The sequence below is a fragment of the Klebsiella sp. GB_Kp056 genome (genome assembly GCF_040064755.1).
Lineage (GTDB): Bacteria > Pseudomonadota > Gammaproteobacteria > Enterobacterales > Enterobacteriaceae > Klebsiella > Klebsiella quasipneumoniae.
Map to the genome: position 1 here is coordinate 1 of NZ_JBEAJA010000043.1, position 24,121 is coordinate 24,121.

Annotated in this window: 23 protein-coding genes; 13 read left to right on the forward strand and 10 right to left on the reverse strand. The window is 56.0% G+C overall.

What is annotated here, in order from left to right; all coding sequences use genetic code 11:
* Positions 1-185: 185 nt before the first annotated feature.
* Positions 186-458 carry a metal-sensing transcriptional repressor gene (locus ABLV52_RS09995; RefSeq protein ID WP_004204767.1) on the forward strand — a complete coding sequence of 91 codons (273 nt, stop codon included), beginning with the start codon at positions 186-188 and terminating at the stop codon, positions 456-458.
* Between the two features lie 62 nt (positions 459-520).
* Here ABLV52_RS09995 and ABLV52_RS10000 read toward each other — a convergent pair whose 3' ends face one another.
* Entirely contained in the window at positions 521-2,080 is a 1,560-nt protein-coding gene (locus ABLV52_RS10000; protein ID WP_048334184.1) for an EAL domain-containing protein, read from the reverse strand.
* A gap of 235 nt (positions 2,081-2,315) precedes the next feature.
* Entirely contained in the window at positions 2,316-3,425 is a 1,110-nt protein-coding gene (ugpC, locus tag ABLV52_RS10005; RefSeq protein ID WP_348890330.1) for a sn-glycerol-3-phosphate ABC transporter ATP-binding protein UgpC, read from the reverse strand.
* A 354-nt stretch (positions 3,426-3,779) separates the two neighbouring features.
* Between ugpC and ABLV52_RS10010 the strand changes: the two genes are divergently transcribed.
* From ABLV52_RS10010 to ABLV52_RS10035, 6 genes are all read left to right on the forward strand, one after another.
* Entirely contained in the window at positions 3,780-5,012 is a 1,233-nt protein-coding gene (locus ABLV52_RS10010; RefSeq protein ID WP_017898899.1) for a maltodextrin ABC transporter substrate-binding protein, read from the forward strand.
* Between the two features lie 62 nt (positions 5,013-5,074).
* The gene (locus ABLV52_RS10015) at positions 5,075-6,382 is read left to right on the forward strand and encodes a sugar ABC transporter permease (RefSeq protein ID WP_017898898.1); all 1,308 of its coding nucleotides are present in this window, start codon (positions 5,075-5,077) and stop codon (positions 6,380-6,382) included.
* Between the two features lie 10 nt (positions 6,383-6,392).
* Positions 6,393-7,244: a sugar ABC transporter permease gene (locus tag ABLV52_RS10020; protein ID WP_004204761.1), complete on the forward strand. Its 852-nt coding sequence runs from the start codon at positions 6,393-6,395 to the stop codon at positions 7,242-7,244.
* Between the two features lie 4 nt (positions 7,245-7,248).
* Positions 7,249-8,451 (forward strand): arabinogalactan endo-beta-1,4-galactanase, encoded by a 1,203-nt coding sequence (locus tag ABLV52_RS10025; protein ID WP_049013784.1) that lies wholly within the window; start codon positions 7,249-7,251, stop codon positions 8,449-8,451.
* A 30-nt stretch (positions 8,452-8,481) separates the two neighbouring features.
* Positions 8,482-10,539, forward strand: a complete 2,058-nt coding sequence (locus ABLV52_RS10030) for a beta-galactosidase (RefSeq protein ID WP_348890331.1) — start codon at positions 8,482-8,484, stop codon at positions 10,537-10,539.
* Positions 10,540-10,603: 64 nt separating this feature from the next.
* On the forward strand, positions 10,604-10,918 hold the full coding sequence (locus ABLV52_RS10035; RefSeq protein ID WP_023288637.1) for a glucose PTS transporter subunit EIIB: 315 nt from the start codon (positions 10,604-10,606) through the stop codon (positions 10,916-10,918).
* Between the two features lie 136 nt (positions 10,919-11,054).
* On the opposite strand, the gene ABLV52_RS10040 is transcribed toward ABLV52_RS10035, so the two are convergent.
* Entirely contained in the window at positions 11,055-12,326 is a 1,272-nt protein-coding gene (locus ABLV52_RS10040; RefSeq protein WP_023288638.1) for a maltoporin, read from the reverse strand.
* Between the two features lie 270 nt (positions 12,327-12,596).
* Between ABLV52_RS10040 and ABLV52_RS10045 the strand changes: the two genes are divergently transcribed.
* The 3 genes from ABLV52_RS10045 (at position 12,597) to ykgO (ending at position 14,187) form a co-directional block, all read left to right on the forward strand.
* Positions 12,597-13,667, forward strand: a complete 1,071-nt coding sequence (locus ABLV52_RS10045; RefSeq protein ID WP_023288639.1) for a LacI family DNA-binding transcriptional regulator — start codon at positions 12,597-12,599, stop codon at positions 13,665-13,667.
* 116 nt (positions 13,668-13,783) lie between these two features.
* On the forward strand, positions 13,784-14,047 hold the full coding sequence (locus tag ABLV52_RS10050; protein ID WP_348890332.1) for a type B 50S ribosomal protein L31: 264 nt from the start codon (positions 13,784-13,786) through the stop codon (positions 14,045-14,047).
* Entirely contained in the window at positions 14,047-14,187 is a 141-nt protein-coding gene (ykgO, locus tag ABLV52_RS10055; RefSeq protein WP_002892018.1) for a type B 50S ribosomal protein L36, read from the forward strand. Before ABLV52_RS10050 ends, ykgO begins: the two co-directional genes overlap by 1 nt.
* Here the strand turns inward: ykgO and ABLV52_RS10060 are convergent.
* A complete protein-coding gene (locus ABLV52_RS10060; RefSeq protein ID WP_101862457.1) occupies positions 14,184-14,882 on the reverse strand; it encodes a GNAT family protein in 699 nt (232 codons plus the stop codon). The genes ykgO and ABLV52_RS10060 overlap by 4 nt on opposite strands.
* 100 nt (positions 14,883-14,982) lie before the next feature.
* Here ABLV52_RS10060 and ABLV52_RS10065 point away from each other — a divergent pair, with 100 nt between their 5' ends.
* Positions 14,983-16,440, forward strand: a complete 1,458-nt coding sequence (locus ABLV52_RS10065) for a PLP-dependent aminotransferase family protein (RefSeq protein WP_348890333.1) — start codon at positions 14,983-14,985, stop codon at positions 16,438-16,440.
* Here ABLV52_RS10065 and ABLV52_RS10070 read toward each other — a convergent pair.
* Entirely contained in the window at positions 16,409-16,879 is a 471-nt protein-coding gene (locus ABLV52_RS10070) for a YlaC family protein (RefSeq protein ID WP_023288642.1), read from the reverse strand. The genes ABLV52_RS10065 and ABLV52_RS10070 overlap by 32 nt on opposite strands.
* Positions 16,880-16,912: 33 nt before the next feature.
* Between ABLV52_RS10070 and ABLV52_RS10075 the strand changes: the two genes are divergently transcribed.
* Positions 16,913-17,044 (forward strand): hypothetical protein, encoded by a 132-nt coding sequence (locus ABLV52_RS10075; protein WP_032428629.1) that lies wholly within the window; start codon positions 16,913-16,915, stop codon positions 17,042-17,044.
* Here ABLV52_RS10075 and maa read toward each other — a convergent pair.
* From maa to acrA, 5 genes are all read right to left on the reverse strand, one after another.
* The gene (maa, locus tag ABLV52_RS10080) at positions 17,016-17,582 is read right to left on the reverse strand and encodes a maltose O-acetyltransferase (protein ID WP_023288643.1); all 567 of its coding nucleotides are present in this window, start codon (positions 17,580-17,582) and stop codon (positions 17,016-17,018) included. The two genes, ABLV52_RS10075 and maa, sit on opposite strands and share 29 nt — an antisense overlap.
* Positions 17,583-17,740: 158 nt before the next feature.
* Positions 17,741-17,959, reverse strand: a complete 219-nt coding sequence (locus tag ABLV52_RS10085) for an HHA domain-containing protein (RefSeq protein ID WP_002892050.1) — start codon at positions 17,957-17,959, stop codon at positions 17,741-17,743.
* Positions 17,960-17,985: 26 nt separating this feature from the next.
* A complete protein-coding gene (gene tomB, locus ABLV52_RS10090; RefSeq protein ID WP_002892066.1) occupies positions 17,986-18,360 on the reverse strand; it encodes an Hha toxicity modulator TomB in 375 nt (124 codons plus the stop codon).
* A 483-nt stretch (positions 18,361-18,843) separates the two neighbouring features.
* Entirely contained in the window at positions 18,844-21,990 is a 3,147-nt protein-coding gene (acrB, locus tag ABLV52_RS10095; protein WP_023288644.1) for a multidrug efflux RND transporter permease subunit AcrB, read from the reverse strand.
* 22 nt (positions 21,991-22,012) lie between these two features.
* Entirely contained in the window at positions 22,013-23,206 is a 1,194-nt protein-coding gene (acrA, locus tag ABLV52_RS10100) for a multidrug efflux RND transporter periplasmic adaptor subunit AcrA (protein ID WP_023288645.1), read from the reverse strand.
* 142 nt (positions 23,207-23,348) lie between these two features.
* On the opposite strand from acrA, the gene acrR reads away from it, so the two are divergent.
* The gene (acrR, locus tag ABLV52_RS10105) at positions 23,349-23,999 is read left to right on the forward strand and encodes a multidrug efflux transporter transcriptional repressor AcrR (RefSeq protein ID WP_023288646.1); all 651 of its coding nucleotides are present in this window, start codon (positions 23,349-23,351) and stop codon (positions 23,997-23,999) included.
* Positions 24,000-24,121: the final 122 nt, after the last annotated feature.

A 24,121-nucleotide genomic window follows, 5' to 3' on the forward strand; every position in this document is an offset into this window, starting at 1 on the left:
AAGGGAAGTGAAATCGTGCATATCGGGATCCTTGCCAAAAGTGGCTCTATGCTACTCCCCCCCAGTAGTAAAATACTACCCCCCAGTAGAAAAAGAGGCTGATAAAAGGGATCATGCTATGCTGGCAAGCGTTGCCGGCGTCGAAGGTCGGGCAATGACGGCAGAATAAAACGGTGGATCGCGCAATGTCACACACAGTGAGAGACAAAAAGAAGTTACTGACCCGGCTGAAGAAAATTCAGGGGCAGAGTACCGCATTAGAGAAAATGCTTAATCGCGAGCATGAGTGCGCTGAGGTGCTACAGCAGCTGGCGGCGATCCGCGGCGCGGTCAATGGCATGATGCTGCAGGTTATCCAGGGGCATTTGACCGACCATGTGGTGAAAGAGCCAGATGAGACGCAGCGTGAAGCGGATCTGGAGACGGTGATGCAGGTGATTAAATCCTATCTGAAGTAGCCTCCGGCAGAGGGCGGCGAAGAGGCCGCGCCCGCTGACCTTCTGCGCAGGCTGCCTGCCGCTTAATGCGCATGGAGATTATCTTCCGCCCACTGAATAAATGACTCTTTTGGCAGCGCTTTGCTGTACAGCCACCCCTGGGCGTACTGAACGCCATGCTGTCGCAGCCAGTCGCGCTGGCTTTCGGTTTCCACCCCTTCGGCGACGGTGGTCAGATTGAGCGCCTTGGCCATTTCAATAATGTGCGGCGTCAGCGGCCGGTACTCGAGGGTATCGACAAAGGATTTATCGATTTTCAGCGTGTCGACGTCCAGTTTCTGCAGATAGCTCAGACTGGAGTAGCCAGTACCGAAATCGTCAATCGAGATCCGATGGCCAGCCTGACGGTAGTGAGCGATCACCGGCATGGTGGTCTCCGGGTCGACAAACCCGCGCTCGGTGATCTCAAGGATGATCTGTTCGGCGGCGATCCCCCAGTGCTGCAGCTGATCGTGTAACAGCGTGGGCAGGGTGGGAGAGCGTAAGTCATCCACCGACAGGTTGATGGAGATATGCACTTCCGGCCGCTGCCTCAGCCAGGGGCCCAGATCGGCGAAAATTTTCCTGACGATATCTTCCGTCAGCTGGGTGATCAGTCCGGTCTGCTCGGCCAGGGGAATAAAGATATCCGGCGATAAATAGGTACCGTCGGGTTGCTGCCAGCGCGCCAGCGCTTCGGCTCCGGCGATTTTCCCGTCCTGCAATGAAATAATCGGCTGATAGTGAACCTGAATCGCCTGGGAATGGAGGGCGTCCAGCATACTGTTACGCGGTGAACGCAGGTGTCTCAGCAGGCGCAGCAGCAGCCAGGTGGCAAGCAGGCTGGTGAAGATGCCGGCCGGGAGCCAGAAGATCAACTGCTGCCGTATGTGCTGCTGCAGGGGCAGGGTGGATGACCAGGTCACAATGCCGGATCCCAGCTCGGGAATGCGCTGGATCCGGTAGACCGTATTATCCAGGGTAAGCATATTCAGGTGCGGGTCTTTAATCCGTTGCCAGGCCTTCGCCGGCAGCGGCTGGCTGCTGATCACCATTTTCAGATGGTCCAAACCAAACAGCATGCTATGGATCTTCTCCTCGCTGACGGGCGCCACATCAATGAAGGAGATGGGATCGATCATTACCATATGCTGCTGGCTGGCCATGGCCGTCATCTGGTGATTGAGGCCAAGATCGTTAATCGAGGTCAGCCAGGTGCGATAGCCGTCGGAGGCAATGTGGTCCGGTGGCGGGAAGGTCACCGCGACGCTATGGTCTTCCAGGGAGGAGCATTGCGGCACGGAATCCTGCAGCCAGAGCACTTCCTGAACGTAGCGGTGGGTATAGGCGATCCGGCGGAGCATGAGCAGATGTTCAGGGCTACAGGACGAGGCTGTATGTGCATCGGCCTCCCGCAGCGCTTCCCGGGCCTGATCGGCGACCTGCAGCGTGCGGACGACGATGCGGTTGGAATAATCATCCAGTTCACGATAGAACTGCATTTTGGCCTGCCGCGCCGCCTGCCAGATGCTGAGCGAGATGGGCAGGATGATGGCCAGTATCAGCACCCCTGTAAACAGCGCCATCAGATGCCGGGTCCTCATGCCTGTGTCCTTATCGTTCGCCGGGTGTCATCAGTATATGCGAAAGATAAACCGGGCGCAGTGGGAGAAATCGCGCTGTGTGGGGAAAAAAACCGGCATCACAATAGCCTGCGATGCCGGGAGAGAAGGATGATTCCGATGCAGCAGAATAAAAATGAGGGTGTGAATGCCGGGCAGGATGTATTCCGGCATTCAGTCGCAGCATACGCTGCGCAGATGACAGCAATATGTTGGCTTAGTGCGCGTCTGGCGCCGTGATATCGGCGCTGATGCGCAGATTGTTCTCATCAAACACCATGCAGAAGCGGTCATCGAAGGCCAGATTAATCTTCTGCCACGGGCGGAAATGGACGTCGCCGGGCAGCAGAACCTTGACGTTATCGTGACCATAGCACTGGCCGAACAGGTAGGTATTGTTGCCCAGACGTTCCACCACTTCACATTGAAACTCCACCACGGTACCGGTGGAGACTTCAGGCGTAAGGTGCTCTGGCCGGATCCCCAGCGTTACCGCGGCGCCGGGGTTAAGCGGTTGGGTGGCAACGTTCAGGGTGAGCTGATGGTCCTGGGCGAGGGTGACCGTTAAACGCTCTGGCTGCCAGTCGCTGACGGTGGCGGGTAAAAAGTTCATCTTTGGCGAGCCGATAAAACCGGCGACGAATTTGTTGACCGGATTGTAGTAAAGCGCCATCGGCGAACCCATTTGTTCAACCTTTCCGTAGTTCATGACCACGATTTTATCAGCGAGAGTCATCGCCTCCACCTGATCGTGAGTGACATACACCATGGTGGTCTTCAGCTCCTGGTGCAGGCGGGCAATATGCAGGCGCATATCGACGCGCAGTTCCGCGTCGAGGTTAGAAAGCGGCTCATCGAACATAAACACCCGGGGATTACGCACGATAGCGCGGCCAATGGCCACGCGCTGCCGCTGGCCGCCGGAGAGCTGCTTCGGTTTACGGTCCAGCAGGTGAGAGAGCTGCAGCGTTTTGGCCACCATTTCCACCTGGCGACGGATCTCCGCTTTCGGCACTTTATTCACCTTCAGCCCGTAGCCCATATTCTCCGCCACCGTCATGTGCGGGTAGAGCGCATAGGACTGAAAAACCATCGCCACGCCGCGGCGGGCGGGGACCACATCGTTCATCACCTCATCGCCGATCAGCACCTCCCCGTCGCTAACCTCTTCCAGCCCGGCAATCATACGTAACAGCGTCGATTTTCCACAGCCGGAAGGGCCGACGAAGACCGCAAACTCGCCATCTTCAATATCGAGATTGACCTGGTGCAGCGTCACCGTGCTGCCGAACCTTTTGGTGACATTCCTCAGTCGTATATTGGACATCCACATTCCCCGAAGTGAGTAGCCGTTGTTTGCCGTTGGCGTGTCGCTGATTTGAGTGAAATTGTATTACGTGTAACAAAACAGCGTGACGATATTCAACAGCGCTAAAATCATGTCCTGACTATAACTTCCGCGGATTTTGCGCCATACAGCAGCGTTTCATTTCTGCAAGGATGATCACACAACTGGCAGCTTATGGTAGTTTTATCCCCAATCAAAGCGTAGCGTATAACAAAAGCGAATCAGCGTCTGTTTTCTATGTAACAACGCAGTTTAAAATGATTTTTTTTCTGGCTGACAGACGTAATTCAAATAAAAACCATTAAATTGTTATACCTTCACATGAGGTTGATAATGAAAAAGAACACGCTTGCTGCACTGATCCTTACCACCCTCGCGGCGGGGCAACTTACCAGCCTGCAGGCGCATGCCGCCGGGCAGCTCAACGTTTGGGAAGACATTAAAAAATCCACTGGCATCAAAACCGCGGTCAGCGATTTTGAGAAGCAGTACAACGTGAAGGTCAATCTGCAGGAGATGCCTTATGCCCAGCAGCTGGAAAAGCTGCGCCTCGACGGCCCGGCGGGCATTGGGCCGGACGTGCTGGTGATCCCGAATGACCAGCTCGGCGGCGCCGTCGTTCAGGGGCTTCTCTCGCCGCTCAACGTCGAGCAGGCGAAACAGGATGCCTTTACGCCAGCCTCTATCAATGCCTTCCGCATGGACAACGCGCTGTACGGCATCCCGAAAGCGGTGGAAACCCTGGTGCTTATCTACAACAAGGACCTGATCGATAAGCCGCTGGACAGCCTGCAGGCCTGGCTGGACTACTCGAAGACCCAGCGCGAGCAGAACAAATACGGCCTGCTGGCGAAGTTTGATCAGATCTACTACAGCTGGGGAGCCATTGGCCCGATGGGCGGCTATATCTTCGCGAAGAACGACGGCGGCGGTTTCAACCCGCAGCAGGTGGGGCTCAATACTCCCGGCGCTGTGGAAGCCGTGACCTTCCTGAAAAAATTCTATGCCGAGAAGGCTTTCCCTGCAGGGATCCTCGGCGATAACGGGCTGAACGCCATTGATTCGCTGTTTACCGAGAAAAAAGCGGCGGCGGTGATCAACGGCCCCTGGGCCTTCCAGCCGTATGAAGCCGCCGGTATCAACTACGGCGTGGTGCCGCTGCCGACCCTGCCGGACGGCAAGCCGATGAGCTCCTTCCTCGGCGTTAAGGGCTACGTGGTATCGACCTGGAGTAAAGACAAGGCGCTGGCGCAACAGTTTATCGAGTTCATCAACCAGCCGCAGTATGTAAAAGCCCGCTATGTCGCCACCGGCGAAATCCCACCGCTGAAGGCGATGATTGACGACCCGGTGATTAAAAATGACGAAAAGGCCAGCGCCGTCGCCGTACAGTCGGCGCGGGCGATGGCCATGCCGGGCATTCCGGAGATGGGGGAAGTGTGGGGGCCGGCTAATGCCGCGCTTGAACTGAGCCTCACCGGCAAGCAGGCGCCGCAGGCCGCGCTCGATAACGCGGTGAAACAGATCAAGATGCAGATCGAAGCGATGCAGGCCAGCAATCAGTAATTTACCGTCACGTGAAGTCACCGAGCGGGAGGGGGACCTCCCGTTTGTAGAAGGAGTCGAGTGTGAGCATCCATTCCAGCGAAAATTTTAGCGACGCGCGCGGGCCCGGGCGCCATGCGTGGTGCGGCCTGCTGCTGGCAATCGTGCCGGGTTTCGGCCAGTTTTATCATCGCCAGTGGCTGAAGGGGCTGGTCTTCCTGGTGTTGTTGAGCAGCTTTCTGGGTATTTTTTATGACTTCCTGCGCGAGGGGCTGTGGGGGCTCTATACCCTGGGTGAAGAGGTGCCCCGGGATAACTCTATCTTCCTGTTAGCGGAGGGGATTATCAGCGTGCTGATCGTCGCTTTTGGCGTGCTGATCTATTTTCTCTCGCTGCGGGACGCGTGGCTGAACGGCAAAAAACGCGATGAGGGAGTCGCGCTGAACAGCGTGCGTAAGCAGTACCAGATGCTGCTGAGCGATGGCTTCCCGTACCTGATGATCACGCCAGGCTTTATTCTGCTGGTCTTTGTGGTGATCTTTCCCATTCTGTTTGGTTTCGCCATCGCCTTCACCAACTATAACCTGTACCACACGCCGCCGGCGAAGCTGGTGGACTGGGTGGGCCTGAAAAACTTCGTCAATATTTTCACCCTCTCCATCTGGCGCTCCACCTTCCTGGATGTGCTGCAGTGGACCGTGGTGTGGACGCTGCTGGCGACCACCCTGCAGTGTACGGTGGGCGTGCTGTTGGCGATTCTGGTGAACCAAAAAGATCTGCGCTTTAAGCCGCTGATCCGCACTATCTTTATTTTGCCGTGGGCGGTGCCGGGGTTTGTCACCATCCTCGTCTTTGCCGGGATGTTCAATGACTCCTTCGGGGTGATTAACAACGCGATCCTGTCATTCTTCGGCATCAGTCCAAAGGCATGGCTGACCGACCCGTTCTGGACCAAAACCGCGCTGATCATGATGCAGACCTGGCTTGGCTTCCCGTTTGTCTTTGCCATGACCACCGGCGTGCTGCAGGCGATCCCGGACGATCTGTATGAAGCGGCGACGATGGACGGCGCCAGCGCCTTTACCCGCCTGCGCACCATCACCCTGCCGCTGGTGCTGTACGCGATCGCGCCGATCATCATCACCCAGTACACCTTCAACTTTAATAATTTCAACATCATTTATCTGTTTAACAACGGCGGCCCTGCGGTGGCGGGATCTAACGCCGGCGGGACGGATATTCTGGTGTCGTGGATCTATAAGCTGACGATGTCCTCGTCGCAGTACGCCATCGCGGCGACCATCACTATCCTGCTGTCGATCTTCGTCGTCGGCCTGGCGCTGTGGCAGTTCCGCGCCACCAAATCCTTCAAAAATGACGACATGGCGTAAGGGAAGCAACATGGCTCAATCACCCAGTATTAAACGCGAAAAGTGGATCCGACTCTCTCTCACCTGGCTGGTGGTTATCCTGGTCTCGGTGGTGATTATCTATCCGCTGGTCTGGACCGTCGGGGCGTCGCTGAACGCCGGCAATAGCCTGCTGAGTACCTCGATCATTCCGGAAAATCTGTCGTTCCAGCACTATGCCGATCTGTTCAATGGCAATGTGAATTACCTTACCTGGTACTGGAACTCGATGAAAATCAGCTTCCTGACCATGGTGCTGACCCTGATTAGCGTCAGCTTTACCGCCTACGCCTTCTCCCGCTTCCGCTTTAAAGGGCGGCAGAACGGGCTGATGCTGTTCCTGCTGCTGCAGATGATCCCGCAGTTTTCCGCGCTGATTGCCATCTTTGTGCTGTCGCAACTGCTTGGCCTGATTAACAGCCATCTGGCGCTGGTGCTGATCTACGTCGGGGGAATGATCCCGATGAACACCTGGCTGATGAAGGGGTATCTCGACGCGATCCCCAAAGATCTGGATGAGTCCGCCCGCATGGACGGCGCCAGCAGCTTTCGCATCTTTATCGAGATCATCATGCCGTTGTCGAGGCCGATCCTCGCGGTGGTGGCGCTGTTCTCCTTCACCGGCCCGCTGGGGGATTTCATCCTCTCCAGCACCATCCTGCGTACCCCGGATAAATACACCCTGCCTATCGGTCTGTATAACCTGGTGGCGCAAAAAATGGGGGCCAGCTACACCACCTACGCGGCGGGGGCGGTGCTGATTGCCGTGCCGGTCGCGATCCTCTATCTGGCGTTACAAAAATACTTCGTCTCCGGCCTGACCTCGGGCAGTACTAAAGGATAAGCACATGAAAAGATTTACACCCGCATGGCTTGCGGTTTGTCTGGCATGCAGTTTTTCCCCCCCTTCGCTGGCGGCGGACGCGCTTGAAACCCGCGACTTTCAGGGCATGCCGGCGGACTTTATTAAAGGCGCGGATATCTCCACGCTGCTGGATGCTGAAAAGCACGGGGCGACCTTCTACGACCAGAATAACCAGCGTAAGGATCCGATCGCGATTCTGAAAGAGAACGGCGTCAACTATGTTCGCCTCCGCCTGTGGGTGGATCCGCAATCGGCAAGCGGCGAGGGCTATGGCGGCGGGAATAACGATCTGGCCACGACCCTGGCGCTGGCGAAACGCGCGAAAGCCCAGGGAATGAAGCTGCTGCTCGACTTTCATTACAGCGATTTCTGGACCGATCCCGGCAAGCAGTTCAAACCGAAGGCCTGGGAAAAGATGGATTACCCACAGCTGAAAACGGCGATTCATGACTATACCCGGGATACCATCGCCCGCTTTAAGCAGGCGGGCGTCCTGCCGGATATGGTGCAGATCGGCAATGAGATCAATGGCGGTATGCTGTGGCCGGAAGGGAAAAGCTGGGGGCAGGGGGGCGGAGAGTTCGACCGGCTGGCTGGTCTGCTGAACGCGGCCATTGATGGCCTGAAGGCGAACCTGCACAACGGCGAGCAGGTGAAAATCATGCTGCATCTGGCTGAAGGTACCAAAAACGATACCTTCCGCTGGTGGTTTGACGAAATAGAGAAACGCCATGTGCCGTATGACGTGATCGGTTTGTCGATGTACACCTACTGGAACGGGCCGATCAGCGCCCTGAAGGCCAATATGGATGACATCAGCAAACGCTATAACAAAGACGTTATTGTCGTCGAGGCGGCCTATGCCTATACCCTGGCCAATTGCGATAACGCGGAAAATAGTTTCCAGGCCAAAGAGGAAAAGGATGGGGGATATCCCGCCAGCGTGCAGGGACAATATCGCTATATCCACGATCTGATGCAGGCGGTCATCGATGTTCCCGACCAGCGCGGCAAAGGGATTTTTTACTGGGAGCCCACGTGGATTGCCGTTCCGGGAAATACCTGGGCCACCCCGGCGGGGATGAAATATATCCATGACGAATGGAAAGAGGGCAATGCGCGTGAAAATCAGGCGCTATTTGATTGTCAGGGAAAAGTATTGCCGTCGGTAAAAGTATTTAATTAATTTTTTGTCGTTTTTTTCAGGAAGTTTATTATGAATAAATTTGCACCTTTACATCCAAAGGTTAATACGCTGCTGCATGGCGCAGATTATAACCCGGAACAATGGGAGAATGACCCCGATATTATTGATAAAGACATTGCCATGATGCAGCAGGCAAAATGTAATGTGATGTCGGTGGGAATATTTAGCTGGGCGAAACTTGAGCCGTGCGAAGGGGTATTTGATTTCGCCTGGCTGGATACTATCCTCGATAAACTGTATGCCGCCGGCATTCATGTTTTTCTGGCCACGCCGAGCGGCGCGCGTCCGGCGTGGATGTCACAGCGCTATCCGCAGGTTCTGCGGGTGGGGCGCGATCGGGTGCCAGCCCTGCACGGCGGCCGTCACAACCACTGTATGTCATCGCCGGTGTATCGTGAGAAGACCCTTAAAATCAATACTCTGTTGGCGGAGCGCTATTCTGCGCATCCGGCGGTGCTGGGCTGGCATATTTCCAATGAATATGGCGGCGAATGTCATTGCGAGCGCTGCCAGACTCGCTTTCGCGACTGGCTGAAGGCGCGGTACCAGACCCTGGAGAATCTCAACCAGGCCTGGTGGAGCACTTTCTGGAGCCATACCTACAGCGACTGGTCGCAGATTGAATCGCCTGCGCCGCAGGGCGAGGTGTCGATCCACGGCCTGAATCTGGACTGGCATCGCTTTAATACCGCCCAGGTGACCGATTTCTGCCGCCATGAAATCGCCCCGCTGAAGGCGGCGAATGCCGCCCTGCCGGTGACCACCAACTTTATGGAGTATTTTTACGATTACGACTACTGGCAGCTGGCGGAGGTGCTGGACTTTATCTCCTGGGACAGCTATCCGATGTGGCACCGCGACAAAGACGAAACCGCGCTGGCCTGTTATACCGCGATGTATCACGACATGATGCGCAGCCTGAAGGGCGGCCAGCCGTTTGTGCTGATGGAGTCCACGCCGGGCGCCACCAACTGGCAGCCGACCAGCAAACTGAAGAAACCGGGGATGCATATTCTCTCTTCGCTGCAGGCGGTGGCGCATGGCGCCGACTCGGTGCAGTATTTCCAGTGGCGCAAGAGCCGTGGTTCGGTTGAGAAATTCCACGGCGCGGTGGTCGACCACGTTGGGCATATTGATACCCGCATTGGCCGTGAAGTCAGCCAGCTCGGCGAGATCCTCAGCAAGCTGCCGGCGGTGAGGGGGTGTCGCACCGAGGCGAAAGTGGCGATTATTTTCGACCAGCAGAACCGCTGGGCGCTTGATGACGCCCAGGGGCCGCGCAATCTGGGTATGGAGTATGAGAAGACGGTCAATGAGCACTACCGTCCGTTCTGGGAGCAGGGCATCGCCGTCGATGTGATTGACGCCGACGCTGATTTAACGCCGTACCGGCTGGTGATCGCCCCGATGTTATACATGGTGCGCGACGGCTTTGCCGGGCGGGCGGAGGCGTTCGTCGCCAGCGGCGGCCATCTGGTGACTACCTACTGGACCGGCATCGTCAACGAGTCCGATCTCTGCTATCTCGGCGGCTTCCCGGGCCCGCTGCGCAATCTTCTGGGCATCTGGGCGGAGGAGATCGACTGTCTGAATGACGGCGAGTTTAATCTGGTGCAGGGCCTGGCCGGGAATCAGTGCGGTCTTCAGGGCCCCTATCAGGTGCGCCATCTCTGTGAACTGATCCATACCGAAAGCGCGCAGACGCTGGCCACCTACCGGGATGATTTTTATGCCGGAAGGCCAGCGGTGACGGTGAACGGCTTCGGGAAAGGTAAAGCCTGGCATGTGGCCTCCCGCAACGATTTGGCCTTCCAGCGCGACTTTTTTGCCGCCCTGAGCAAGGAGCTGGCGCTGCCGCGGGCGATCGCGGCGGATTTACCGCCCGGAGTGGTGGCCACCGCGCGCACCGACGGTGAGAGTACATTTGTCTTCCTGCAGAACTACAGCGCGCAAAGCCATACCCTGAGCCTGCCGCCAGGGTATCGGGATTGCCTGACCGACGCGGCGGTGTCGGACCCGCTGACCCTGTCAGCATGGGATTGCCGTATTATCCGTCGCCACGCGTAATCCTTTTTCTCCACGCCTGCTCTGCCGAGCAGGCTTTTTTTTATCTATTACCCTGGAGTTTATGATGGTGAGTTTAAAATCTTTCCTGCACTATTTCTCGCCTGCGCGTCCGGCACAGCCGTTAAGCGAAGCGGAAAAACAGCAAATCGAGGCGCTGATTCAGGCCTTCGGCGGTGAAGCGAATATTACCCAAGTGGACGCCTGTATTACCCGTCTGCGGGTAACGGTTCGTCATCTGGCGGCCGTGGACTCTGACGCATTACAGCAGCAGGGCGCGCTGGGCGTCATTATTCTTGGTCAGCAGGTTCATGCTATTTTCGGTAAGCAGTCCGATGCGCTACGTCAATTGCTGGATGACCATTTTGCCGCGCGGAAATAAATAAAACGGGATAACCTGAAAACAGGTTATCCCGAAAATAAGACAAAGACAGCAGTGGCAATAATGATTACCGGAGGGTAATTAATGACCTTAGCGTTGGAGATATCAATAACGTATTTTTCTTACCAGAGCGATATTACCACCAGGCCTCAACCTGCACGCCGAAATTCCAGGTATTATTCGCCGTCTGGTCTTCAAATGGTTTACCATCTTCGGAATCATTCAGATACGACGCGAAAATACGTAATTCCGGACGTGACATAAAGTCCGGCCCGTCCGCCAGACCCAGCGCAATGGTATATTTCTCACCGGCCTGTTTGTAACTGGTGCCATTGTTGTAGCTGTCTTTCTGATAGAAACCGCCGACTTCGCCAATCAGGCGCACGTAGTCGGTGAACTGATACTGCCCGCGGGCGACCAGCGACAGCATCCGCGTTTTGTCGGTGTAGTCGGTAATATCATCCGCCGAGCCCCAGGTCAGAACGTGGTTGATGGAGAACTTCTCGGTAATGGGGATCAGACCGGTGTTAATCACGCGATAGCCGGTGGCGTCATTCACGTAGTTCCACATATCGTACCAGCCGCCGCCCTGGGAGACCATATTCTGCGCCAGCCCTTTGTTGGCATACTGCAGCACGGTTTTGTTATAGCCGCCCAGCATATCCTGACTGATTTCACCGGTTAGCATCACGCCATTTTCGGCATCGTACAGCCCGCCGTAGCTGTCCTGTTTTTTGGTGGTGTTCGGCATGGCGTAGTCGATGCCGAATTCGGTCCACGACCCGGACCACGGCTTCCATCCCGCATAGCGTAAATCGATATAGTTGATATTGACGTTGCTGTCGCCATCGACGCGATAGTCAACGTCGTTGGCATCGCCGCGGATCCACGCCAGCGAGACGGCGCCCGGGCCAAGGGTGTAGTTTTCCACCCCGGCCCCGGAGCCGGAAATGTTCCAGTATTTGGTATCGATGATGTGCAGATCGTGACGCTGATAGTAACGTTTGCCGCCCCAGATCACCGCATTCGGATCGCCCGGGATCAGCCCTTTGATCTGCAGATTCAGCTGACGTAAGCCGAACTGCGCGTCATCGTTCAACGTGGTTTCATTATCGTTAGAGCCATCGGAGACCATGCTGACCATGCTGTCGAGATAGAAACTGACATCATCTTTTTTGTAGACCTCGGAGCCCAATTCCAGTTCGCCATAGGTATCCGATTCGTTCCCCAACCGGCCCAGCTTGTTCTTTTGCCATTCCGCTTCGCTACCGTCGCCGGAGACCCCAACCCCGGCGCGCAAATAGCCATGAAAATCAACGGTCGGGATCGCAGCGGTAGCCGCAAAGGCGGAAGGGGTGATTAGCGCAGCGGCTAATGCTGTGGAAAGGGCGCGCAGTGTCGTATTCATCTCTATCCTCTTATTGTTTTGTATTACGTTCACATAACTGATGTCATAAAATGCCTAAATGTAACTTCAGGCAAACGAGATATGATTATTGTGTGACTAAGTGCAAATAATAACGCTGGTTTTTGTTGTGATGAGTGAGGTGATTCACAATTAACCTGGTTGTGAACGTAATACTTTTTGTGGTCTAATTTTGCGGTGAGAAGTGGCGGTGAGCGTTTTTTCAAATGGCCCCTGTTACAATCATGGGATAACAACATAAGGAACCGGACCATGAAGTCTAAAAGCGCTACTCTGGAAGACGTCGCACGTCATGCGGGTGTCTCTTACCAGACCGTGTCCAGGGTACTCAACAAATCTGCCAATGTATCCGAAGCGACGCGCCGCAAGGTGGAGAAATCGATAGAGGCTCTACGCTATGTGCCCAACCGGCTGGCGCAGCAGCTGGTGGGGAAGGAGAGCCAGACGGTGGGGCTGGTGACGATTTCGCTGGCCTGGCATGCCCCCTCCCAGGTAGCGGCGGCGGTAAAACGCTATGCCAACCTGGAAGGTTACCAGGTCCTGATTTCGATGATCGATGAGAGCGTCAATCAAAGCATCCAGGATTCCATCAATGAGCTGAAGTCTCAGCGGGTGGATAAGGTCATTATCAACGTGCCGCTGGAGACCGAACAGGCGCAGAAAATCGCCGCTGACAACGATGATATCGTCTGCCTGTTTCTCGATGTTGATCCCTACAGTTCCGTGTTTAACGTTTCGTTTAACCCGGCGGACGGCACCCGGGCCAGCGTCAAATATCTCTACGAGATGGGGCATCGGGAGATCGCGCTGCTGGCGGGGCCGGACAGCTCCGTATCGGCCAAACTGCGGCTGAAAAGCTGGCTGGAGACCCTGGATGGCTACGGTCTGAAGCCGGTGACCGTCCTGCACGGCAACTGGGATGCGCAAAGCGGCTACGCCGGCGCGCTGCAGATGCTGCGTGAAACGCCGAACTTCAGCGCTGTGCTGGTGGGCAATGACCAGATGGCGCTGGGGGTGCTCAGCGCCTTCCATCAGCATCAGGTGGCGGTGCCGGGAGAGAAATCGGTGATTGGCTATGACGATACCTATGAAAGCTCCTTTTTCTATCCGGCATTGAGTACGGTATCGCTGGACCTCGACCTGCAGGGTAAAGAGGCGGTGCGGCGGATCCTCGCCAGTACCAGCGGCGCGGCGCATACCTCATCCATCCTGCCGGCGCGCCTGGTGATTCGCCATTCCAGCGGCGCCAGAGTCGAGCAGGGGAAAGATCTGCAGGCTATCGCGGAGCAACTTCGCGCTATCGCCCACCGTCTGGCGCCCTGAAGCCAAAGGCGAGGAAACTCGCCTCTTTGTTATTACCCCTGCTATGACCATGGTTGATCTTTGTCGTGGAACGGCGTAACTTAATTGTTATGTTATAACATAATTACGAGGTCATCATGAAAGCCCATATCCATCCTCCCTATCGCACGGTGGTGTTTCACGACACCAGCGCCAATGAATATTTTAAAGTTGGCTCAACCATCCGCACCGAACGCGTAATTGAGCTCGACGGTAAGACGTATCCGTATGTGACGATCGATGTCTCATCGAAATCGCATCCTTACTACACCGGCAAACAAAAAACGTTCGCCAGCGAGGGTAGCGCGGCCCGTTTCCGCCAGCGCTTCGGCGGCTTTATTGATGCAAAAAGGAAAGCATGATGCAGGTCGTTAACTCATTACGCAGCGCCAAACAGCGCCACCCGGATTGCCAGCTGGTCAAACGCAAAGGGCGGCTGTACGTGATCTGTAAGAGCAACCCCCGCTTTAAAGCGGTGCAGGGGCGCAAAAAACGTCGTTAACGGAAGCTTTCCAGGGGACGGCGCTGCTGGCCGTCGGCGGTAAAATTGTCGGCGGCCAGCCATTGGCGCATGGCGCTATCCAGCTCCGGCCATTCGCCATCAATCACTGAAAACCAGTCCGTGTCCCGGTTGTGTCCTTTGCTCACCAGCGCCTGACGAAAACGTCCTTCGTACTGAAATCCCAGTCGCCTTGCCGCCCGGCCTGACGGCGTATTGAGGCTATTGCATTTCCATTCATAGCGACGGTAGCCGAGCGTCCCGAAAACATACTGCATCAACAGCCAGTGCGCTTCGGTGGCCATAGCCGTTCGGCTCAGCAACGGAGAGAAATGGACATGCCCCACCTCGACCACGCCGTGGTTGGCATCGATGCGCATTAACGCCAGCGACCCGACCGCCGTCCCGCGCTGCTGGTCAACGACGGCGAAATGGATAGGATCGGTCAGCGTCGCAACCTGCGCCACCCAGGCGCTAAATTCAGCCAGACTGCTTTCCGGTTCGCGCAGCAGCCACGTCCAGCTGCGGGCGTCGGGCGCCAGCTGGTGGGCAGCAAACAGATCGCTGGCGTGGGCGAGGGTGAGCGGTTCGAGCCGACAGCGGCTGCCCTGAAGTACCTGCCGCGTTGGCCAGGGGCGGGGTTGCCAGTCGGGCAGCGCGGCGCCGAGCGCCTGTCCAAACTGATTGTATTCACACATTGCGGTTTCCTTATTGGGGATGTACAGGCAGCGTACGCGCTGGCTGGTTCCATAAAAAGTGCCACCAGAGTATATTTTTATGGATCCACGAGGAGGTGACATGAACATACCGGACGATGCGTTTTATGGGTTGGTGACGCAGGGGATGCGGCAGCGAACGGACGAAACTCTGCAGCGGGCCCTTTACCACACTTTGCGCCATGCCATCCTGCAGGGAACCCTGGCGGCCAGCTGCCGTTTGCCAGGATCGCGCGTGATTGCCGGTCGACTGCATCTGTCGCGCAATACGGTGAATGCCGCACTCGAGCAGCTGACGCTGGAAGGATACCTGACGCGAAGCCGTCAGGGGACGCAGGTTGTGCCGCTCGCCGCCAGCCGCCGGCAGGAGGTAAACGCGCCACCCGTTGTGCTGTCTGAGCGGCTGCAGGGGCTGCCAGCCGCTATGCGCCGTGACTCGCCGGCGCTGCTGTTTACGCCTGGCATGCCGGCGGTGAACTATTTCCCGCTGCCGCTGTGGCGGCGGTTATTGGATAAAGCATTGCGCGGCGAGGGCAGCACGCTGCTGGGCTACGGTGAGGCCGCGGGCGATCCCCAGCTGCGGGAGGCGATCGCTCGCCATCTGGCGCTCTCCCGGGGTATTCAGTGCGATATCCGGCAGATCGTCATCACCGAGGGGGCGCTGGAAGGGGTCAACTTATGCGCCTCGCTGTTGACCAACCCGGGCGATACCGTGTGGCAGGAAGAGCCGGGATACCTGGGCGCCAGGAGTGGTTTCCAGCGGGCGGGGCTGCAGGTCTGCGGGATGGCCGTCGATCATGAAGGGATGTGTATGGCCAACGGCGCGGCAGAGCCACCCCGGCTGATTTTCACCTCTCCCTCTCATCAGTATCCCCTTGGGAGCGTTATGAGCGCCGCGCGGCGTCTGGCGCTGGTGGAGTATGCCCATCGGCACGGCGCGTGGATTGTGGAGGATGACTACGACAGCGAGTTTCGCCACAGCGGAGAGCCGATCCCGGCGATGCTGGGAATGGTCCCGGATGCCCCGGTGGTCTATCTCGGCACCTTCAGCAAAACCCTTTTTCCGGCGCTGCGTATCGGTTTTATGGTAATGCCGCCCGCGCTGGCGGATGCCGCTCAGGAGGCCATTGGCGCGCTGCTGCGCGGGGGGCACCGCGCTGAACAGCGAGCGCTGGCCAGCTTTATCGAGAAGGGGCACTATGCGCGTCATCTGGCGGCGATGCGTCGTCTGTACCGCAAACGTCAGCAGCTGCTGCGCGAGGCGCTGGCGCAAGAGATCACCGTGCCGTGCGAAGTCCTTGGTGGGGAAGGGGGGCTCCATCTGACGCTGGCCATCGAGGGGATCGACGATCGCGCGATAGCGCAGCAGGCGCGTCAGTTTCAGCTGGCGCCCGCTGCGCTAAGTCATTTCTATCTCGACCCGCGGCGGGGGCGGAGCGGGCTGGTGCTGGGGTATGGCAATACTTCTGCTTCCCGCTATCCGCTGGCGCTGCGGACGCTGAATCGTCTTATTGCGCAGTACCGGCTCGGGTCAGCGTAAAGACATCGTAAAAGGAGAGATCGCCTTTGGTGTCGACCATTTTTTTAAGCTGCGCCTTCTGCTCGCTATCGACGTCCGGCGACTGCAGGATACGGTCGATCAGCTGTCGGGGGACAAAGCGGGTGTTGTACCATTCGCCGTTGTAACACACGCGAAAGTCGAGGACATCGATATCTTCGTAACGATAGCGTGGATAGACGTCAAAGAAGAAAAAAGCGTTGAACAGGATGAACAGCACCACCAACAACCAGACCGAATCCACCAGCGTTTCAGAGCGCAGCATCACCACCAGCGTCGCCAGAAACGCGGCATACATGGCAACAAACAGGCCCGGATGGTTACGGATAAAACTGATGCTAAAACGCGGGCGATTATCGCGTTTTTCCTGCACGTTCAGTTCATCAATGGTGTGAGTTAGCAGGCGTTGTATTTCTGTCATCTTGGTCCCCGAATTCTGCAATAAGCCTGCCCCGTGCGCCCGGTGGCTCGGGCGTGGCAGGCTCAGCCCGAAGGCTATTTTATGTTGCAGTATTCTGCGGAGAAAGTAACAGATCAGTTACAGAAAAGCATAACAGTTACGCATTTGGCGGCGGAAGGCGCTTGATGATCTGCGCCGGGTTGCCGCCGACAACGGTACTGGCGGGGACGTCTTTAGTGACCACCGCTCCGGATGCGATGACCGCATTATCGCCGATTGTCACCCCGGGATTGATCACCGCCCGACCGCCAATCCACACATTGTGGCCAATGGTCACCGGTTTGCCATATTCCTGGCCGCTGTTTCGGGCCTCAGCATCCAGCGGATGGGTGGCGGTATAGATATGGACGCCCGGGGCCAGCATGCAGTTATCGCCAATATGGATAGGGCAGACGTCCAGCATCACGCAGTCAAAATTGGCGTAAAAACCGGCGCCGAGGAAGATATTGTAGCCGTAGTCGCAGCGAAAGCTTGGCTCGATATACGCATCGCCAGCGCGACCGAGCAGCTCGGCGAGAATACGCTGACGTTCTTCCTGCGCATCCGGGGCGGAATGATTATAACGGTGCAGCAGCTGTCTGGCGCGCAGGCGATCGGCGCGTAGCGTTGGGTCGCCAGATAAATAGAGCTCACCGGCGATCATTTTGCGTTTTTCTTCACTCATTGGTCTTCCTTATACCTGACGTTAGATGGCCAAAGCAGTATAAAAAAGAAACCGGTTACAGGTTTGCTGTTGGCTAAATGATGTGATGACTATCACAAAGATACCCTGCTGAGGCTGGCGATTACCGTCCGGTCAGCAGACCACGTCGGGCGCGGTAATTAGCGGATAAATTTCCAGACGGACGTCGGGATCTTATCGTACAGCTTATTCATGGTCAGTTCAGCCAGACGATGATCGGCGGCTGAGTAAAATACCGCCAGCTCATTATCAGAAAGTTCATATTTGTTTTTTTCAATGACGCGCTCCAGCGTGTCAATTGTCTGGCAACGGCGTAAGCGCATCAAATAGTCTGTTTTAGTTAATGGCTTATCAGACATAATTCCACCTTTTGATTGTAATAATCCTAACACGAAAGACTGGCCGGATTTTCCCGGCTGGCGTTGACAAAACAACGAAATAACCGATTACCGGATTTTTTCCACTTTTGCAAATCCGTAGAGTTAATGCCGTAGTTACTGAACAACGTAAATGTATCGTCCAGATATTCGTCAACCTGAGCGATCAGCTTATTATCCTCAGCGTACTTAATTTTATAATTAAGGGCGAACGTGGCAATGTGCTCGATCAGTTCATTTAACTGGAGATTGACAGCCGATGTCGGGTCGTTGACCCAGCCATGGTTGCTCTCTTCCAGGTTTGCAAGGCAGTCATGATACAGCGTTTCGCAGAGAAAGCGTAGTTGTGCGATATCATGTCTTTTTGGCGAGTATTCGTCCATAACGCATCCCCTTTTGAGTGGTTTAAACGACGACTAACAAACACCGTTGTGGGATGAACACGACTAACTGACCTGACACTAACTGAGTAATCCTGCTGATTTAACTATAATCCACTCTCCAACAGATTTCATCGTGCTATTACGAAAAATTACAATTATCAGAGAGAAATTATCTTAAAAATAGACGAATTAATTTCTCCGGCCCGAGCGTGCAGCCTGAAAAATAGAGATGTCTTATCAATCATTGGCTTAAGGCAGGCAGTCGTCGCGTTCAGAAACCGCCGGCCGTGATGATGATATTAGGATTATTCCTGGTAAATGAGTGTAAGAAGATCCTAAGGGCTAAACAGCGTGATAGATATAGCCGGGAACACATCAATATATATTAAATGCAGCGCGAAAAATAAACAATGGCAATATGTGCCCTGTGGGTAATGATCAAAAAAAGGGCCGCGGTAGCAGCCCTTTGTTCAGCAGTGCAGATTAATGATGCTCAACCTGATGGCTGTGCTCAATATCTTCCGATTTCTTACTAAAGCGGCGTCGAACCACCACAAAGAACACCGGCACGAAGAAGATTGCCAGGATCGTCGCGGTCACCATCCCGCCCATTACGCCTGTACCTACGGCGTTCTGCGCACCGGAGCCCGCTCCGGAGCTGATAACCAGCGGCATAACCCCAAGGATAAACGCCAGGGAGGTCATCAGGATCGGACGCAGACGCATACGTACCGCTTCAAGCGTCGCCTCAATCAGCCCTTTGCCCTCTTTCTCCATCAGGTCCTTGGCGAATTCAACGATCAGTATCGCGTTCTTCGCCGACAGGCCGATGGTGGTCAACAGGCCAACCTGGAAGTAAACGTCATTGGTTAAACCGCGGAAGGTGGCGGCTAACAGCGCGCCGACCACACCCAACGGTACGACCAGCATGACCGAGAACGGAATCGACCAGCTCTCATACAGCGCTGCCAGACACAGGAAGACGACAATCAGCGAGATGGCATACAGGGCAGGGGCCTGGTTACCGGACAGCCGCTCCTGATAAGACATCCCGGTCCAGTCGTAGCCAATACCCGACGGCAGTTTACCCGCCAGCTCTTCCATCAGGCTCATCGCCTCACCGGTACTCTTGCCTGGCGCTGCCTGGCCAAGAATTTCCATTGATGGCAGACCGTTGTAGCGTTCCAGACGCGGCGAACCGTATTCCCAACGCGAGGTGGAGAAGGCGGAGAACGGCACCATCTGGCCATCACTGCCGCGAACATACCACTTGCCGATGTCTTCCGGCAGCATACGGTATTTCGCTTCGGACATGATGTACACTTTCTTCACGCGGCCGCGGTCGATAAAGTCGTTGACATAGCTTCCGCCCCAGGCGGCGCCCAGCGTGGTGTTAATGTCGCTGATGGAGACGCCCAGCGCCTGGGCTTTTTCCTGATCGATATCGACTTTGAACTGCGGTGTATCTTCCAGACCGTTAGGACGCACGCCGGTCAGCACGTCAGGATGCTGCGCCACCATGCCAAACAGCTGGTTACGTGCCTGGGTCAGTTTTTCGTGTCCCAGGCCGCCCTGGTCAATCAGCTGGAAGTCAAAGCCGGTCGCGGTACCCAGTTCAACGATAGCCGGCAGGTTAAAGGCGAAGACCATCGCGTCTTTAATCTGCGAGAAATAGCCCATCGCCCGACCGGTGATCGCTTCAACTTTGTTTTCGTCGCCTGGACGCTGACTCCAGTCTTTCAGCGAGACGAACGCGATACCGGTGTTCTGGCCGCGGCCGGCGAAGCCGAAGCCGTTAACCGCAAACACAGATTCCACGTTGTCCTTCTCTTTGGTGAGATAGTAATTCGTCATCTCATCCAGCACTTTCTGCGTGCGCTCCTGGGTGGCGCCGGCAGGCAGCTGGGCCATACTCAGGAACACCCCCTGGTCTTCGTCCGGCAGGAACGAGCTCGGCAGACGAACGAACAGCCACGCCATACCCACCACGATGATCAGATACAGCACCAGATAACGACCGGTGCTGCGCAGAATGTTGCCTACGCTGTCGGTGTAATGGTGCGTGCTCTTATCGAACATGCGGTTAAACCAGCCGAAGAAACCCGTGGTCGCGCCATGGCTGCCTTTCTGAATAGGCTTCAGCATCGTGGCGCACAGCGCCGGCGTCAGGATCAGCGCGACCAGTACCGATAGCGCCATCGCGGAAACGATGGTGATGGAGAACTGGCGATAGATGGCCCCGGTTGAGCCGCCGAAGAACGCCATCGGGATAAATACCGCCGACAGCACCATGGCGATACCTACCAGCGCGCCCTGAATCTGCCCCATCGATTTACGCGTCGCTTCTTTCGGCGGCAGGCCTTCTTCGGCCATGACGCGCTCGACGTTCTCGACCACCACGATGGCGTCATCCACCAGCAGGCCGATGGCGAGCACCATCCCGAACATCGTCAGGGTGTTTATCGAGAAGCCAAACGCCGCCAGCACCGCGAAGGTCCCTAACAGGACCACCGGCACCGCGATGGTCGGGATCAGGGTGGCGCGGAAGTTCTGCAGGAACAGATACATCACCAGGAAGACCAGGATGATCGCTTCCACCAGCGTTTTAACCACTTCGTGAATAGAGATTTTCACGAACGGGGTGGTGTCATACGGGTAAACGATTTTCATCCCCGACGGGAAAAACGGCTCCATCTTCGCCAGTTCAGCGCGGATCGCGTTGGCGGTATCCAGCGCGTTCGCGCCGGTAGCCAGTTTAATACCCAGACCGGACGCAGGCTGGCCGTTATACTTCGCCACCACGTCATAGCTTTCGCCACCCAGTTCAATTTTGGCGACATCACGCAGACGAACCTGGGAACCATCCTGGTTCACCTTCAGCAGGATGTTGCCAAACTCTTCCGTATTGGTCAGACGCGTCTGTGCGACGATGGAGGCGTTGAGCTGCTGGCCTTTCACCGGCGGCGTACCGCCTAACTGACCAGCGGCTACCTGGGCGTTCTGCGCTTTCAGCGCGCTGATCACGTCCACCGGCGTGAGCTGGAAGTTATTCAGTTTATTCGGATCCATCCAGATACGCATCGCGTACTGGGAACCGAACAGCTGAACGTCGCCGACGCCGCTGGTACGGCTGATCGGGTCCTTCATGTTGGCCGCCACGTAGTCCGAAATGTCGTCCTGGTTCATGGTGCCGTTGGTGTTAATGACGCCGACAACCATCAGGAAGCTGCTGGACGCTTTCTCAACGCTGATCCCTTGCTGCTGTACTTCTTGCGGCAGCAGAGGGGTGGCCAGGGCCAGCTTGTTCTGAACCTGAACCTGGGCGATGTCCGGATCGGTACCGGATTCGAAGGTCAGGGTGATGGTCGCCGTACCGGTGGAGTCGCCATTCGAGGACATGTACATCAGGTGATCGATACCGTTCATATTCTGTTCGATAACCTGAGTCACGGTGTTCTGCACGGTTTCGGCGTCAGCACCGGGGTACATGGCGGTAATGGAAATTGCTGGCGGCGCAATCGTTGGATATTGCGCCACCGGCAATTTGAGGATCGATAATCCCCCAGCCAGCATGATGATGATGGCGATCACCCATGCAAATATGGGGCGATCGATAAAGAAATTAGGCATGTCTTAACGGCTCCTGTTTAAGTTAAGACTTGGTTTGTTCTGATGGCGCGTTGCCTGCGGCTTGCTGTTTATCATCAGAAGCTACTTCCTGCGCTTTTACCTGCACGCCTGGTTTGATTTTTTGCAGGCCGGTGACGATAACGCGATCGCCGGATTTCAGACCGTCAGTGACCAGCCATTTATCGCCAATCGCTTGAGAAGCAGTGACCTGGCGGACTTCGACCTTATCGCCTTCACCCACTACCATGACGCTGGCGTCACCGCGCGGCGTACGGGTCACGCCCTGTTGCGGCACCAGCAGGGCGTCAGGGTTAACCCCTTCTTCCAGACGCGCGCGGACAAACATCCCCGGTAACAGGGTGTGATCCGGGTTGGGGAAAATGGCGCGCAGCGTGATAGAGCCGGTGGTCTGGTCGACGGTCACATCCGAGAACTCCAGGGTGCCGGACTGCGGATACTTAAGACCGTCGTTAGTCACCAGCTCCACTTTCGCTTTACCGTTTTCCTGTTTCAGACGGCCATCGGCCAGCTCCTGTTTCAGGCGCAGGAAATCATTGCTCGACTGGGTGACGTCAACATAGATCGGATCCAGCTGCTGAACGGTTGCCAGAGCGGTTGACTGACCATTCTGCACCAGCGCCCCTTCGGTCACCGCGGATTTACCAATGCGGCCGCTGATCGGCGAGGTGACTTTGGTGTAGGCCAGATTGATGCGCGCGGTTTCCACGGCCGCTTTCGCCGCGACCACGGCCGCATTGCTCTGCTGCGCCGTTGCGACGGCGGTATCGTAGTCTTGTTGACTGATATATTTAGTGCCTAACAGTTTCTGATAACGCTTGACCGTCAGTTGATCCATGTTTGCCGCCGCCTGGGCTTTTGCCAGGTCGCCTTTGGCGCTGTCATAGCTGGCCTGATAGGTGGCTGGATCGATCTGATACAGGGAGACGCCGGCCTGGATATCGCTACCTTCGACGAAGTTACGTTTCAAAATAATGCCACTGACCTGAGGGCGGACTTCCGCAATGCGATAGGCGCTGGTGCGGCCTGGCAGTTCGGTGGTCATTTGTAGAGGTGCGGATTTGAGCGTCACAATACCGACTTCCGGCATGTGCTGGGCTCCCTGTTGAGCCGGTTTATCGTCACATCCTGTTAGCGCTAAGCTGCCTGAGAGCATCAGAACGACCGCCAGAGGCGTTAACCCTCTGTTTTTGTTCATATGTAAACCTCGAGTGTCCAATTTCAAAATGTTCAGTGGCTCAAACAACCACAAACCCACTACAGTCTTTCTATTATGGTCGTGCTATGGTACATACATTCACAAATGTATGTAAACGTAACCTCTGTAAAGTCATTAACCTATGGCACGAAAAACCAAACAACAGGCACGTGAAACCCGGCAACTGATTCTGGATGTTGCTCTGCGTCTGTTTTCGCAGCAAGGCGTATCATCTACCTCGTTGGCAACAATTGCAAAAGCTGCGGGTGTAACGAGGGGGGCTATCTACTGGCATTTCAAGAATAAATCAGATTTATTCAACGAAATTTGGGAGCTGTCAGACGCCAGTATTAGCGATCTCGAAATTGAGTATCGGGCAAAATTCCCTAACGATCCACTCTCAGTTATCAGGGAGATACTAGTCTATGTTCTTGAAGCGACGGTGACAGAGGAGCGCCGTCGGTTGATGATGGAGATTATCTTCCATAAGTGTGAATTCGTCGGTGAAATGACCGTGGTGCAGCAGGCCCAGCGGCAGTTATCCCTGGCGAGCTACGAGCGCATCGAGCAGACCTTGAAAGAGTGCATCGCCGCGAAGCTGTTGCCCGCCAATTTACTCACCCGGCGAGCGGCGATTTTAATGCGCAGCTATCTTTCCGGCCTGATGGAGAACTGGCTGTTTGCCCCCGACTCGTTCGACCTGCATGCGGAAGCGCGCGACTATGTCGCCATCCTGCTGGAGATGTATCAGTTCTGCCCCACGCTGCGCGGCCCGGAGAACCTGTCAGCGTAAACGTCACGCGCGGAGGGACGTGAATTTTTAGCGCCGTCCGCCGCTATTCGCCAGCGATGAGAAGTGCTATTCTTCGCGCTTGCGACGACCCCCGGTATTCTCCGGCATTTGCATTCATTCAT

Coding starts and splice junctions, on each gene's coding strand:
- maa (WP_023288643.1), bottom strand. CDS start 17,582: ATGAGTGAAGAAAAACGCAAAATGATCGCCGGTGAGCTCTATTTATCT.
- ABLV52_RS10065 (WP_348890333.1), top strand. CDS start 14,983: ATGAACATACCGGACGATGCGTTTTATGGGTTGGTGACGCAGGGGATG.
- ABLV52_RS10070 (WP_023288642.1), bottom strand. CDS start 16,879: ATGACAGAAATACAACGCCTGCTAACTCACACCATTGATGAACTGAAC.
- ABLV52_RS10020 (WP_004204761.1), top strand. CDS start 6,393: ATGGCTCAATCACCCAGTATTAAACGCGAAAAGTGGATCCGACTCTCT.
- ykgO (WP_002892018.1), top strand. CDS start 14,047: ATGCAGGTCGTTAACTCATTACGCAGCGCCAAACAGCGCCACCCGGAT.
- ABLV52_RS10085 (WP_002892050.1), bottom strand. CDS start 17,959: ATGTCTGATAAGCCATTAACTAAAACAGACTATTTGATGCGCTTACGC.
- ABLV52_RS10050 (WP_348890332.1), top strand. CDS start 13,784: ATGAAAGCCCATATCCATCCTCCCTATCGCACGGTGGTGTTTCACGAC.
- ABLV52_RS10000 (WP_048334184.1), bottom strand. CDS start 2,080: ATGAGGACCCGGCATCTGATGGCGCTGTTTACAGGGGTGCTGATACTG.
- tomB (WP_002892066.1), bottom strand. CDS start 18,360: ATGGACGAATACTCGCCAAAAAGACATGATATCGCACAACTACGCTTT.
- acrA (WP_023288645.1), bottom strand. CDS start 23,206: ATGAACAAAAACAGAGGGTTAACGCCTCTGGCGGTCGTTCTGATGCTC.
- ABLV52_RS10060 (WP_101862457.1), bottom strand. CDS start 14,882: ATGTGTGAATACAATCAGTTTGGACAGGCGCTCGGCGCCGCGCTGCCC.
- acrB (WP_023288644.1), bottom strand. CDS start 21,990: ATGCCTAATTTCTTTATCGATCGCCCCATATTTGCATGGGTGATCGCC.
- ABLV52_RS10030 (WP_348890331.1), top strand. CDS start 8,482: ATGAATAAATTTGCACCTTTACATCCAAAGGTTAATACGCTGCTGCAT.
- acrR (WP_023288646.1), top strand. CDS start 23,349: ATGGCACGAAAAACCAAACAACAGGCACGTGAAACCCGGCAACTGATT.
- ABLV52_RS10035 (WP_023288637.1), top strand. CDS start 10,604: ATGGTGAGTTTAAAATCTTTCCTGCACTATTTCTCGCCTGCGCGTCCG.
- ABLV52_RS09995 (WP_004204767.1), top strand. CDS start 186: ATGTCACACACAGTGAGAGACAAAAAGAAGTTACTGACCCGGCTGAAG.
- ABLV52_RS10045 (WP_023288639.1), top strand. CDS start 12,597: ATGAAGTCTAAAAGCGCTACTCTGGAAGACGTCGCACGTCATGCGGGT.
- ugpC (WP_348890330.1), bottom strand. CDS start 3,425: ATGTCCAATATACGACTGAGGAATGTCACCAAAAGGTTCGGCAGCACG.
- ABLV52_RS10025 (WP_049013784.1), top strand. CDS start 7,249: ATGAAAAGATTTACACCCGCATGGCTTGCGGTTTGTCTGGCATGCAGT.
- ABLV52_RS10010 (WP_017898899.1), top strand. CDS start 3,780: ATGAAAAAGAACACGCTTGCTGCACTGATCCTTACCACCCTCGCGGCG.
- ABLV52_RS10040 (WP_023288638.1), bottom strand. CDS start 12,326: ATGAATACGACACTGCGCGCCCTTTCCACAGCATTAGCCGCTGCGCTA.